The 13,266-nt window shown below is 63.0% G+C and carries 13 protein-coding genes; 8 read left to right on the top strand and 5 right to left on the bottom strand.

Translation table 11 applies throughout. The features are described 5' to 3' along the window. Positions 1–78 precede the first annotated feature (78 nt). Positions 79–1,050 (top strand): Gfo/Idh/MocA family protein, encoded by a 972-nt coding sequence (locus tag NDI76_RS20720; protein WP_310926075.1) that lies wholly within the window; start codon positions 79–81, stop codon positions 1,048–1,050. Further along, positions 1,047–2,036 carry a Gfo/Idh/MocA family protein gene (locus NDI76_RS20715; RefSeq protein WP_310926074.1) on the top strand — a complete coding sequence of 330 codons (990 nt, stop codon included), beginning with the start codon at positions 1,047–1,049 and terminating at the stop codon, positions 2,034–2,036. Before NDI76_RS20720 ends, NDI76_RS20715 begins: the two co-directional genes overlap by 4 nt. A 38-nt stretch (positions 2,037–2,074) precedes the next feature. Here NDI76_RS20715 and NDI76_RS20710 read toward each other — a convergent pair whose 3' ends face one another. From NDI76_RS20710 to NDI76_RS20690, 5 genes are all read right to left on the bottom strand, one after another. Continuing rightward, positions 2,075–3,088: a Gfo/Idh/MocA family protein gene (locus tag NDI76_RS20710; protein ID WP_310926073.1), complete on the bottom strand. Its 1,014-nt coding sequence runs from the start codon at positions 3,086–3,088 to the stop codon at positions 2,075–2,077. Then, positions 3,085–4,083, bottom strand: coding sequence for a Gfo/Idh/MocA family protein (locus NDI76_RS20705; RefSeq protein ID WP_310926072.1), 999 nt, complete (start codon positions 4,081–4,083; stop codon positions 3,085–3,087). Before NDI76_RS20705 ends, NDI76_RS20710 begins: the two co-directional genes overlap by 4 nt. 91 nt (positions 4,084–4,174) lie before the next feature. Continuing rightward, complete coding sequence (locus tag NDI76_RS20700; protein WP_310926071.1) at positions 4,175–5,455, bottom strand: Cdc6/Cdc18 family protein; 1,281 nt, start codon at positions 5,453–5,455, stop codon at positions 4,175–4,177. Positions 5,456–5,749: 294 nt separating this feature from the next. Continuing rightward, on the bottom strand, positions 5,750–6,448 hold the full coding sequence (locus tag NDI76_RS20695; RefSeq protein WP_310926070.1) for a PIG-L deacetylase family protein: 699 nt from the start codon (positions 6,446–6,448) through the stop codon (positions 5,750–5,752). Positions 6,449–6,516: 68 nt separating this feature from the next. Beyond that, positions 6,517–7,320, bottom strand: a complete 804-nt coding sequence (locus NDI76_RS20690; protein ID WP_310926069.1) for a sugar phosphate isomerase/epimerase family protein — start codon at positions 7,318–7,320, stop codon at positions 6,517–6,519. Between the two features lie 149 nt (positions 7,321–7,469). Between NDI76_RS20690 and NDI76_RS20685 the strand changes: the two genes are divergently transcribed. The 6 genes from NDI76_RS20685 (at position 7,470) to NDI76_RS20660 (ending at position 13,221) form a co-directional block, all read left to right on the top strand. Beyond that, the gene (locus NDI76_RS20685; RefSeq protein ID WP_310926068.1) at positions 7,470–8,510 is read left to right on the top strand and encodes a Gfo/Idh/MocA family protein; all 1,041 of its coding nucleotides are present in this window, start codon (positions 7,470–7,472) and stop codon (positions 8,508–8,510) included. An 81-nt stretch (positions 8,511–8,591) separates the two neighbouring features. After that, on the top strand, positions 8,592–9,740 hold the full coding sequence (locus NDI76_RS20680; RefSeq protein WP_310926067.1) for an ABC transporter ATP-binding protein: 1,149 nt from the start codon (positions 8,592–8,594) through the stop codon (positions 9,738–9,740). Positions 9,741–9,843: 103 nt separating this feature from the next. Further along, on the top strand, positions 9,844–11,169 hold the full coding sequence (locus NDI76_RS20675; protein ID WP_310926066.1) for an extracellular solute-binding protein: 1,326 nt from the start codon (positions 9,844–9,846) through the stop codon (positions 11,167–11,169). A 15-nt stretch (positions 11,170–11,184) separates the two neighbouring features. After that, the gene (locus tag NDI76_RS20670; RefSeq protein WP_310926065.1) at positions 11,185–12,120 is read left to right on the top strand and encodes a carbohydrate ABC transporter permease; all 936 of its coding nucleotides are present in this window, start codon (positions 11,185–11,187) and stop codon (positions 12,118–12,120) included. Continuing rightward, positions 12,110–12,991: a carbohydrate ABC transporter permease gene (locus NDI76_RS20665; protein ID WP_310926064.1), complete on the top strand. Its 882-nt coding sequence runs from the start codon at positions 12,110–12,112 to the stop codon at positions 12,989–12,991. Before NDI76_RS20670 ends, NDI76_RS20665 begins: the two co-directional genes overlap by 11 nt. Continuing rightward, positions 12,988–13,221, top strand: a complete 234-nt coding sequence (locus NDI76_RS20660; protein WP_310926063.1) for a hypothetical protein — start codon at positions 12,988–12,990, stop codon at positions 13,219–13,221. Before NDI76_RS20665 ends, NDI76_RS20660 begins: the two co-directional genes overlap by 4 nt. Positions 13,222–13,266 lie beyond the last annotated feature (45 nt).

Genomic DNA, 13,266 nt, shown 5'->3' with positions numbered 1-13,266 from the left:
CCTAACGGCAGCCGAAATAACCGACGGCGGCGTAGGCGGGTCACAATACTTATCAGAAGCGCTGTGGTACGCTGGCGCATGCGAAAAATCGTCGCGGTCGGACCCGAGACGGCGGTGCGAGCCCACGTCGAGCGGTACGACCGGTTCGACGATGCATCTGTTGTCGGCGTCGCTGGCGTCTCCGAGACGTTCGCCGACGACGTGGGCCTATCGCGGTACGAGTCGGCCGCGCGTGCGCTTGCGGACACGTCGGTGGACGGCGTCGACGTTTGCGGACCCGGCGCGGCCCACGGTGATGCTCTCCGCTCCGCTCTCGGTGCGGGGGTTCCGGTTCGGTGTGACCCGCCGCTGGCTCTCGATGACCACGAATTCGACCACCTCGTTTCGCTCGCCTCCGAAGGGGACGGTTGGCTGACAGCGCACTCACCGCACCGGCACTCCCGACTGTACGACCGCCTCCGCTCGGCCGTCGACGCAGGCACCATCGGCAGTATCGGTGTCGCCCGAATCAAGCGCACTGCGCCGTTCGACGGCGCGGGGTGGAACAGTTCGTATGCGGGTGTCTCGGCCGCCGCGGATCCGGTCGACGTCCTCTGTTCGGTTCTCGCGCACGATGTGGACGTGCTCACTTGGACGTTTGGAAGCGTCGAACGCGTGTTCGCGCGAGCGCGAACTAGCAACCAATACGATTACGCGCACGCAATGCTAACGTTTCGGGATGGCGGGCAGGCGACCGTCGAAGCGACGTGGAATAGCAAAAATGCCTCCGAACCGCGCGTCGCAGTCGAATACAGCGGAAACCACGGTCGCCTCGACTTCGACGAGTCCGACGCCGCCACCGCACTGCGAAACGGCGATGGGCCGCAACGCGTCGACCCCCCGGAAGACGACTGCCGAGGGCGACTTCTCCGGACGTTCCTCGACCAATTGGAAGGCGAAGAGCGGTCACCATCGGCCGTCGACCCCACGGCTCCCTCGCGCACCGCCACCGCGATGCGCCGGTCGGTCGTTGACGGACGTCCCGTCACGCTCCCGGGGGGGTCACGGTGACCGTCGACATCGGTATCTGCTCGACCAAGCACGTCAACGCCGAAGTGTACGCCGCTCTCCTGCCGAAGCTCTCCGAGGTGAATCTCGTTGGCGTATCGGGCGAACCACCGGCGCGCGTCCGTAAGCAGGCGAGCAGCGTCGACGCGCCGGCGATGACACACCGCGAACTGATGGACATCGCCGATGGCGTCGTCATCTGCTCGACGAACGCGGCTCACGAGGAGTTGATAGACCTCGCCCTCCGAAACAACGTTGCGTTCCTCTGCGAGAAACCCCTCGCCACGTCGCTGGCGACGGCGCAGGAGATTCGTGACCGCTGTGCGAACGCCAACGTGGTCGCCGGAATGGCGATGCCGGTCCGCTACAGTCGCCCGATGCAGCGACTCAAAGAACGATATGAGGCGGGCACCGTCGGCGAACTCGTGGCCGTCTCCGGGATCAACCGTGGTCGGATGCCTGGCGGGTGGTTCGTTGACCCCGAAGAGGCCGGTGGGGGAGCCGTCTCCGACCACACCGACCACATCGTCGATGTCGTCCGGTGGATAACTGGCGAGGAGGTCGAGGAGGTGTACGCCGAAATCGACACTCGGTTCTACGAGATTCCGGTCGAGGACGTGAATCTGCTCTCGATGACGCTGTCGAACGGCGCGTCGTTCGTGCTCGACGGATCGTGGAGCACCCCACAAAAGAACTCTTTCTGGGGCGACGCCAGCGTCGAACTCGTCGGCACGGAGGAGACGCTGTCGGCCGACTGCTTCGGCTACCAGTACGACCGAGTCAGTGACACCGGACAGGGACGGCACACCGAGTCAATTTACTGGGGTGCCGACCCGAACAACGCTCTCCTCCGAGACTTCGTCGATGCGCTTCGCGGTGAGTCCACGCTGATGGCAGCAACGATAGATGACGCCGTCCGAACCGCCGCGGTCATCGAGGCGGCGTACGAGTCGGCCGAACGGGGAGAACCCGTCGAAGTAAGCGACTAAACCGGCGGCTCTCCGCCTCTCTGCGTTCGTCGTCCGAATCAGTTCGTCGTCGCGGTCGGTTCGTCCGTCTCCACGGCGACGGACTCGGTTCGCTCAGCGGAGGCGTATGCCGCCTTCACGACGGCGACATCGTTGATGGCATCTGCGGCCGTCTTCAACGGCGGGCGGTCCTCGGCGACAGCGTCAACGAAGTCGGCGACGAGGCCCTCGTCCGGGTTCGACCCCCAGTAGATCGATTGGATGCCCGGATCCTTTGCGTCACGGGTCTGCTTTATTTTCTGGTCGAAGCAGTCGACGGAGACGACGCCCTCGGTGCCGACGAGACGGAGCGTCGCGTCGCCCCAGAAATCCCACTCGTCCGGCTTGCTCCACGATCCGTCGAGGACGAACTCCGTCCCGTCAGTGAGTTTCATCGAGAGAAGGTTCACGTCCTCCACAGGGATGTCGTTGAATCGCGTGTCGGTCTCGGCGTACACCTCCGCCACATCCTCGCCCGTGAGCCATCGGACGACATCGACGATGTGCACCGAGTGGTCAGTCACCGCGCCGCCGCCGGACGCCGCCTCGTCGACGAACCAACTGCCGGGCATCTGCCCCCGGTTCGTCCCGCTGAGGAACATGAGATCGCCGAGCAGACCGTCTTCGACCGCCGTCTTCGCGTTCCGAACGGGTTGGCTAAATCGGAGCGGCATCGCCACACCGACGTGCACCCCGGCTTCCCGGCCGGCGTCAACGATGGCTCTGGCCTCCGACACGGAGGGGGCGAGCGGTTTTTCACAGAGGATGTCGACGCCCGCCTCCGCGGCGCGTTCGACCCACGCGAGGTGGTTTGCGTTCGTCGAGCAAACGATGACGCCGTCGACATCGTCCAACAGGTCGTCCGGGTCGCGGAACTCGACGCCGTACTCGTCGGCCTTCGCACGTGCATCGTCGGTGCGGTCCCCGATTTCGGTGAGGCCGACGAACTCGGCATCGGGCATCTCGGTCAGGGCGGCGGCGTAGGAGTCGGCGTGGAGATGCGCGGTCGAACAGATACCGATACGGACAGTCATGTTCCCACCTCCGCGGGCGCGACAGGTTCACCGCACTCTGCGGACTCGATAGCCGCAAGGGCGATGCGGACGGCCTGCCGCGCGTCGTCCGGGGAGATGTCCGGTTCGGTTCCTGTCTCAACACACGTTACGAAATGTTCGAGCTCGGCCGTGTACGGACTCTTTGCGAGGGGACTGGCCGGAGCCTTCGTCCCTTCGGCGCCGCCAGAGACGCGAATGGCGTTCTCGTCACGGGCGTCGAACTCCAACAGACCCTCGTCGCCGGCGAGTTCGTAACTCGTGACGAACGGCGATCCCTCTGGGTAGCCCCACGAGGCCTCGACGTTGCCCGTCGCACCGTCCTCGAAGCGGAGGAGGACCGAGGAGTGTTGGTTCAGGTGCCCGTCGTCCCACTCAGCGGTGCGGGCGAACACGCGTTCCACGTCGCCGACGACCCAGCGGAGGTAGTCGAAGTCGTGGATAGCCATATCGAGAAGGACGCCTCCGCTCTGGTCTTTGTCGCCGAACCACGAGTTGCTGCCGTACCGTGGTGGCGCAGAGAGACGTTCGGTGGAGAGCGTTCCGGGAGTACCTATCTCACCCGCGTCGATTCGCCGTTTCGCTTCGGCGTACTCGGGGAAGTATCGCAAAACGTGCCCGGTCATGAACGTGATTCCGGCGTCCTCGACGGCTTCGACGATGGCGTCGGCGTCCGCAGCGGTGCGCGCGAGCGGTTTCTCGCAGAACGTATCGAGTCCACGCTCGGCCGCCGCCTCGACCAGCGGTCGGTGCGTCGGCGTCGGCGTGCAGACGTCGACGATAGTGATGTCCGCCTCGTCCATCATCGTCTCGGCGTCGTCGTACACGCCGGCCTCCGGTGCATGGTCGGCCGTGAACGCCTTTTTGTCGTCGTCGAGGGACGCAACGGCCACCACCTCGGCGTCCGATACCTCCTGGTAACTGTTAGCGTGAGTCGTGGCCATGAAGCCACTTCCCACTAGCCCAATTCGTTGCATCAGTGTTACCGTGCGGAACTACAGATATTAAACCTTCCCCAGCGGCAACTCGGATGCGGTCGGTGATCCGGACAGCGAATGGGAGGGTGGCTCAGATGTTCGACCACGTCGTCGTCACTTCGCCGGCGGAGAAACCGACGCCCGCAAAGCGGTCGCTCCCATCGAATCCCGACCGGATGACCGAGGGGTCTTCGAGGAGACGGTGCTGGAGATAGCTTCCGCGGGCGCGACCGCCGCCCGTTCGGGTTATCTCCAGCACTTCGAGGAACTCCCACTCGCGCAGGAGGTCGTGAACCCGCCGCTTCGACAGGGTCTCCAGTCCGGACTCCCCGCAGATATCTTCGTAGGCGGCGTACACCTCAGGCGTCTTGAACGTCCGCGTCTTCTCGACGAGGGCAAGCGAAGTGACGGCAAGGAGCGTGGCCTTCTGTTGTATCGTCGCACCGTCGATGAGTTCCCGCATTCGGTCCTGCTCGGCAACGTTCTTCGCGCGGTGGACGTGATCGACGGTGATGCGGTCGGCCTCCTCGCTCGCCGCGAGCTCTCCGCTGTGTCGGAGCAAGTTGATTGCCTTCCGCGCGTCGCCGTGTTCCTCAGCCGCTAGCGACGCGCACTCGGAAATCACGTCCTCGTCGAGGACACCGCCGTCGAAGGCGGCTAGCCGACTGCGGATGATCTCGCGGAGTGCCTCGCGATCGTACGGCGTGAACATGATTTCACGCTCTTGTAGGCTACTCTTGACGCGTTCTTCGAGTCGGTCGCGGTACCGCACCTTGTTACTGATACCGACGATGCCGACCGAACACCGGTCGAGCTTCTTCGCCTCCGTCGCACGGGACAGTTGCATTAGGAAGTCCGTCCCGTCGAGGCAGTCTATCTCGTCGAGGACGACGAACGCGACGTCGAAGCGCGCGTCCAACACTTCCCAGAGCAAACTGTAGTACCGCGACCGACCCAGCCCCGTTTCCGGAATCGTAAGGTCGGTGACTTCGGGGTCGTTCAGCCCGCGGACCGTCGCTCGGACCGCCCGCGTCTCAGTGTTGTCCTGCGAACAATCGACGACGACGCAGCCTACGTCGACTTTCTCCTCGGCCGCCGCGTCGACGATGCGTCTCGTCGTGTACCGCGCGCACAGCGACTTACCGGTGCCCGTTTTGCCATACAGGAAGACGTTGCTCGGTGCCGCACCCGAGATGGCCGGGTTCAGTGCGGTCGCGAGTCGGCGAATCTCCTCGTTGCGCGCGACGATGTGTTCAGGACCGGGGACGTAACCGACATCGAGGAGCGCTTTATCCGAGAACACGCCGTTGCGGGCGCTGAATGCGTCCCCGAGGGCGCTCGCGTTTTCGACCGGATCGTTGCGCCTTGCCATACCATGACAATAGCGCGACGCATCTGATAAATTCACCGGCGCAAACGAAATTGTGAACGTGAATTTGTCAGATTCTTCTACCGTCAACAGAGGTCTCCCGCTTGTAACCCCCACCCCTCGTTTCACCTGTATTGCATTACAGTACTACGTCTGTAACGGGATGTGAGATGATTACAATCACGTAGATTTGCTCGGCCAACGAGAAGCGAATTGGCAGCGGCTCAGCGATATCGATCTCCTCGCGTCGAGGCGTTTCGCAAAAACGATCCGCAGTTCGGTCGGACAGTGCGTCGCTCAGCCGAGGTAGTCGTCAGCGCTCTTGTGGAGGGGGACGAACCCCTCGGCGAACGTCACGCCACGAGTCCGGCCGAGCACCCTCGCCTCGGCGCGCATCCCCTCGATGAGACCGTCGAACTCGGCGTCGATACCGCCATGTTCCTCCAACCACTCGACCTGCGACTCGTGTTCGAGGACGGCATCCTCCTTCGTCGACTGGTGGTCGGTCACGTCAATGTACGTCTCGGGCTCGAACGACGAGGTGGCCTTGCCGAAATAGTAGACGTTCTCCGGTTCCCACGGTTCGGCCTCTGTCTCCAACAGAGGGAGGGAGCACATATAGTAGGCGTCTGTCACCAGTCGAGAGGTGGTCCGATGGTCGGGGTGCATGTCGTCGCGGAAGTGCGTGAGGACGACGTCCGGTTGGAGTTCGCGGAGAGCGTCGACAAGTTCGAGGCGATTCTCCAACGAGTAGGTGATGCGGCCGTCCTCGAAGTTGAGGAACCGCGCCTCGGCGCCCAGTGTCTCAGCGGCGGCCATCGCTTCCGTCTCGCGCGTGGCCGCGAGTTCTTCTTCGGTGGTATCGAACCCTCCGTACTCGCCGCGGGTCATGTACAGTACCGTTACGTCGTCACCGCGGGCAGCGTGCTTGGCTAGCGTTCCCCCGCAGAAGATGTCGGCGTCGTCGGGATGTGCAACTACTGCTGTGAGATGCATACACATGCAAGTCAGACAAACAGGTATTAAGCATTGTGCCGACTGCCGCGGAAGGCGATCCCGCGCGGTTACGAGAACAGATGTGCGAGGTCGGCGCGCACACGCGGCGGCATTCGTTCGGGCGCCGTCCGGTACGGCGACACCTCGGCGGTCACCCATCCGTCGTAGTCGATAGCTTCGAGCGCAGCGTTGACTGCCTCCCAATCCACGTCACCCTCCAGCGGGTAGGTAAAGCCGTCTATCGTGTCGATATCGGTCCGGTAATCTTTCACGTGGACACGTTCGACCCGGTCGCCGAGGATTCGAATCCACTGCTCGGGGCGACCGAACCGCCGGACGTTACCCACGTCGAAGTACGCTGCAACTGGACCTGACTCCGCCGCCTCGTCCACGAACTCGGCGAACTCCAGTGGTGACAGCAGGAAGTCGTTCCAGACGTTCTCTACACAGACGGTCACGCCGGCGTCAGCGCCGACGGCGGCGAGTTCGCCGACTGATTCGAGGGCGCGGTCGTACGCCTCGTCGTAACGCGTCGTCTCGTCTACGACCGCGGGGACGATAAGGACGGCGTCAGCGTTGAGGGTGTCGGCGACGGCGATCATTCGCTTACCGGCTTCGACGCCGGCCGCACGCGTCTCTGCGTCTGGGCTTGACAGCGGGCGGTCCCAGTGCAGCGTCGTCGACACCGCGGGTACGTCTAACCCGATTTCGTCGACGTGGGCGGCGAAGTCATCGACCAGGTCGTCGTCCCAGAGGGGACCGTCGGCGGTCAGATTTGGTTCGATGCCATCGTAGCCGGCGTCAGCCAGTAGCTCGGCGTTCGATTCGAGGTCCTCTGCCGGAAATCCCATCTGGTTGAGTGCGAACCGCATGCGTACCGCTTCGCCCCCGCGCCGAGTTATAGCTTCGCGTGGCGGGCCGAAACGTCGGCATCGGAGCACAGACGTTGACGACGAAGCCGACGACAACGCTGGGACGCCAGCAGATACGCTTAACACGGTGCGACAGTGAGGGTGGAACCGTGACACTCTCGGTCGGATTCGTCGGTGCAGGAGGTATCGCCTCGATTCACATGGAGACGCTGGATGCCGCGGTCGGCGGTGAGTTGTCCGGTTTCGATGACGAAATTGTCGATGTCGAACTGGCTGCCGTTGCCGACGTAGATGAGTCGCGGGCGCGGGAAGTCGCCGGACCGCGGAGCGCGACAGCCTACGTAGACGGCGTCGAACTCATTGAAGAGGAATCTGTGGATGCCGTCGTCGTCGCGGTGCCGCCGTTCGCTCACGGCGAGTACGAACGGGCGGCGGCCGACGCGGGCGTCGATCTGTTCGTAGAGAAACCGCCCGGTCTCGACACAGAGACCGTGCGCGAGACGGGTCAGCACGTCGACGAAGCGGGAATTCTCGCTCAGGTTGGTTACGTCTGCCGCTATGCGCGGATAACGGAACGAGCGCTGGAACTGCTCGACGGCCGGACCGTCGGACACATCGACAGCACGTACTGGGCGCCGATGCCCGAGACGTCGTGGTGGCGCGAACGCGCGCGATCCGGCGGGCAGATAGTCGAGCAGTCGACGCACGTCTACGACCTGCATCGGTACCTCGCGGGCGACGTGACGGAGGCGGCGGGAAGCGGAACCGACGAGCTCTTCGCGGATAGCGTCGACTTTCAAGACTCCACGTCGGTGACGATGGACCACGAGTCGGGTGCCGTCTCGCACGTCTCCTCCGCATGCGCCTCACCCGAGTTCCGGTTCGAGGTTCGAGTCGCCGCCGAGAACGTCGTCCTCGAACTCGACTACGCCGAACACACCCTGACGGGAACGGTCGACGGCGAGTCGATATCGTTCGAGGGCGACGGCGACTGGTATCGCCGAGAGTTCGAGTTGTTCCTCCGCGCAGCGGCTGACGACGGCGCGTCCGGCGGAGACGATGCAGCCACGAAAGCCGGGATGGCGCACGGCGACATCCGGTCGGACTTCGCCGACGCGACGGAGACGCTGGCGCTGACACTCGGAGCCCGCGAAGCAGCGGAATCGAACCGAAGGGTGACGTTTGAGTAGTCCCAAAACGGACTGTCAGACTCAGAAGTCGGCCTGTGCATTTATTATGTACTACCCCAATTCGGCACGTAGTGAGTTTCCATGGGTAACTTAGACATCCGTAATCTCCGAAAGGAGTTCGCGGACGGCGACAGCAGCATCGTCGCCGTGGACGACCTGAACATCGACGTGAAGGACGGCGAGTTCATCGTGTTCGTCGGTCCGTCCGGGTGCGGGAAGTCGACCACGTTACGCTGCATCGCCGGCCTCGAACTGCCGACGAGCGGCACCATCCTCCTCAACGACGACGATATCACGAACCAGAACGCGACCAACCGGGATATGGCGATGGTGTTCCAAAACTACGCGCTGTACCCCCACATGACAGCGCGGGAGAATATGTCGTTCGGCCTCCGGATGGGGACTGACCTCCCGAAAAACGAGATAAACGAGCGGGTCCAGAATACGGCCGAGATGATGGGAATCGAGGAACTCCTAGAAAAACGGCCCGGCGAACTCTCGGGCGGACAGCAACAGCGGGTCGCCCTCGGTCGGTCGATCGTCCGCGAACCCGAGGTGTTTCTGATGGACGAACCGCTCTCGAACCTCGACGCGAAACTCCGCACGACGATGCGGACCGAACTGCAGGAGCTCCAACAACGCCTCGGCGTCACGACTATCTACGTCACTCACGATCAGACGGAGGCGATGACAATGGGTGACCGAGTCGCCATCCTGAACGACGGGCGACTTCAGCAGATAGGAACGCCGTTGGAGTGTTACCACGAACCAGCGAACGAGTTCGTCGCGGGATTCATCGGGTCTCCTTCAATGAACTTCATCGACGTCTCGGTCCGATCGGAAACGGGGGAACTCGTCCACGACCGCTTCACCTACCCACTGAGCGCAGAGACGCAGTCGCTGATAACGGATGCCGGAGCGAGCGACCGACTCACGCTGGGTATCCGACCGGAGGATATCCGAGTCATCCCCGAAGAGACGGACTCGTCGTTCCCGGTGACCGTGCAGGTGGTGGAACCGCTCGGCGAGGTCAGCTACGTCTACTTCGACCTCGGAGGCGAGGAGAGTTACACCGTGAGCGTCGACGGCGACGTACTCATCGACGAGGGGTCGACTGTGCACATCGAGTTCCCCGAGGACAAAATTCACCTCTTCGACGGCAGGACGGGCGAAGCCATCAAGAATCGGACCGCACCGAAGGAGATGACGCTGGACCACCAGAGCATCTGAAATCCGAGAACGAGCACATCCGAGAGTTGTTGTTCTGGAGACTGTTGTGTGTTTTGACTACATGCAAAAACATTATATATCCCGGATAGAGTCATGTGAACGTATGACTAGAGTCAACAGGCGAACGCTCCTCGGAGCGATCGGATCGGCCAGCGTCGCCGGTCTCGCAGGGTGCAGCGGCGGATCCAACGGTAGCTCCGGCGGCGGCGGTTCCACGGGAGGGGACGGTTCGGGAGGCGACTCTACCCAGGGCAGCGGGTCCGGCGACTCGTCGAACCAACTCCCGGACTCGATGACGAACTGGGCGTGGAACGACCCATCGCTCCAACCGGTCCGCAAGGAACAGGCGGCCGAATTCGAGGAGATGACGGGGACATCCATCAACTGGCAGACGTTCCCTTTCGAGAACTTCACCGCCAAGTTCACGTCCGCGCTTCAGGGCGGCAACGCGCCGGATTCGACCGCTCTGTCGGTGCTGTGGGTTCCGCGCTACGCGTCCCAAGAGGTTATCCTGGACCTCGAACAGGAGGGGTTCAACGCGGACGATTACGTCGCCGGCGCGAAGCGCAACGCGATGTCGAACGGGTCGCTATACAGCGTCCCGTGGTACGCCGACTGCCGGGCGCTCGCGATCAACAAGACGATGTTCGAGGACGCCGGATTAGAGGTGCCCGACCCGATGAAGCGCCCCTCTTGGGAGGAGTGGAGGTCGTGGGTGAACGCGTTGGCGAAGGAGCACGATGCGGGGTACGGGATGCCGGCCGGCGAGGGGTTCGACGGCTTCGTGCTCTCAAACGGCGGCGGCTACATCAACGACGACGGCACGAAGGCCATCATCAACAACCAGGCGGCGCTGGAAGCCGCCGAGTTCCTCCAACCGTTGGCGATGGACGGGAAAATACAGACGTTCACCGGCGGCGGCGCGACGACGGCCGGCGCGCAATTCGAATCGAAGAATATCCCGATGTACTACGCCGGGTCGTGGGACTACGGCCGGATGGAGGACTCCGGCATCGACTGGCAGTACGTCCCGCACCCGAGCGGTCCGCGCATCGACACCAGTCACACGTGGAGCGCCGGGGTGTACTACACCGTCCCGAGTCGTGGCGGGGCGAACAAACAGGCCGGTCTCCGGTTCCTCGAGTATATCGCCTCGGAGGAGACGCAGAAGAAGGTGGTCGACGCTGTGGGCGGCTTCCCCGGACTCAAGGCGGCGTACGAGACCGACTACTTCAACAACTATATCGAAGAGCATCCGAAGCTCAAGACCATCGAGCAGGAGATGGAGAACACCATCGCCTTCCCGGACCATCCAGAGGTCAGCACGATGTGGTCGGCAGTCCACACGTCAGCGCAGGCGCTCTGGACGGGGACCGATCCGCAGAAGGCGCTGGACGACGCCGCGAAGGAAATAAAAGGTGTCCTCTAACTGCCTCGAACCAGCATGAGCACGCAATCAGTGCGGGAGATGTCGAAGCGGGTGTCCGAGCGGTTAGCGGACGCCGGTTTCGTGGACGCACAGACGAACCCGACGTGGTACCTCATCGTTATCCCGAAGGTACTGCTGTTCGGGCTTATCATGATCGTCCCGTTCCTCGGGGCGTTCTACGTGAGCCTTCACCAGTGGGCACCGCTGGCACAGACCCATCCGTTCGTCGGACTGGAAAACTACGTGCAGTTGCTCCACGACAAGGTGTTCTGGAAGTCACTGCAGAACACCGTATTCTACGCCGGGATGTTGCTGCTGTTCGACGTGCCGATCGCGCTCGGATTGGCGCTGCTGCTCAACATGAAGCTCAAAGGGACGCGGTTCTACTCGGCGGCCATCTTCCTCCCGGTCGTCACCTCATGGGTTGTTGTCTCGCTCATCTGGACGTGGATCTACAGCCCGACGAACGGCATCCTGAACGTCAGCCTCGCATCGCTGGGCCTCCCGACGTACGACTGGCTCGGGAACCGCGCTCTCGCGATGCCCGCCGTCACCGCGATGAGCATCTGGAAACACATCGGTTTCAACATGGTCATCTTCCTTGCGGGCCTCGGCAGTATCCCCGACCACTACTACGAGGCGGCCATCGTCGACGGCGCGAATCGCTGGCAGCGCTTCCGGTACATCACCCTGCCGCTGCTGAAGCCGACTGCGTTCTTCGTCATCGTCGTCACGATGATATTCTCGTTCCGCGTGTACACGCAGGTGTACGTCATGACGAACGGCGGCCCGGTGCACGCGACGTACACGCTCATGTACTACTTCTGGGAGCAGGGCTTCGGACAGTTCAACTACGGCTACGCCAGCGCGATGGCGGTCGTACTCCTGGTGATCGTGTTCGGACTGAGCATCCTACAGCAACGCACGTGGGGGTCCGACGTTGAGTACTGATCTCGACCTCGGCGGCGAGGATCGAATAGGGACGGGCCGCGCCGCCGGTACCGGCCAGTACGTCGTCAAAGCGCTCGCCCACGGTATCCTTATCGTCGCGAGCGCGCTCGCCATCATCCCGTTCGCGTACGCCCTGCTGACGTCGCTGAAGCCCGAAGAGAAGATCTTCACCACGATGGCCCAGATCATCCCGGCCGAGCCGACGGTGATGAACTACGTCAACATCTGGATGCAGAACCCGCTCGACCGGTGGATATTCAACAGTCTGCTCCTCGCCGCGGGCGTGGTCTTCTTCACGCTTCTGTTGGACAGTCTCGCGGGGTTCGCCCTCGCGAAAGGCGACTTCAAGGGACAGCGGTTCGTCTACCTCCTCGTCGTCGGGACGCTCATCGTGCCGCCGCAGGCCATCGTCGTCCCGCTGTACATCGAGATGTCGCAGTTCAACCTCGTCAACACCTACTGGGCGGTGATGTTCCTCTACATCGCCAACCCGTTCGGGGTGTTCATGATGCGGCAGTTCTTCCTCTCGGTGCCGGACTCCTATCTGGAGGCGGCCCGAATGGACGGCTGTAGCACGCTCCAGATATACACCCGGATCATGCTCCCGATGGCGAAGCCGGCACTCTCGTCGCTGGCCGTGTTCACGTTCACGTTCATCTGGGGGGCGTTCCTCTGGCCGCTCATCGTCCTCTCGGATAACGCGATGTATCCCTTACAGGTCGGCCTCGCCGGCCTCACCGGACAGTACAGCTCGCAGTGGGGACAGCTGATGGCCGCGGCCATCATCGCCGCGTTCCCGGTCATCACCGCCTACCTGCTCGCACAGAAGACGTTCATGGAAGGCATCGCCCTCACGGGGTCGAAAGGATGATCTCCGCTTTCACCCTGGCGCTCATCCCGCTCAAACTCGGCACCGCGGGACTCGATGAGCCGATCTGGACCGGCGTTATCGTCTTCGGCTTCGTCACCCTCGCCATCGGGTATCTCTCGTTCGTGAGGCAGGAGTTCGGCGCGGGAATCGTCCTGAAGGCGGGGACGATCCTGCTGTTCCTCCTGACGCTGCTGTCGTACTTCTGGCCAAGTCGCCCCTGGCCACACTGATCGCGACGGGCGTTGTCTCTGTTTTCAGGGGGTATTTTATCTCCC

Origin of the sequence: Halogeometricum sp. S1BR25-6, from assembly GCF_031624495.1 — an archaeon.
Lineage (GTDB): Archaea > Halobacteriota > Halobacteria > Halobacteriales > Haloferacaceae > Halogeometricum > Halogeometricum salsisoli.
The sequence above is the reverse complement of the archived record's forward strand: the minus strand, read 5'-3'. Positions and strand labels throughout refer to the sequence as shown.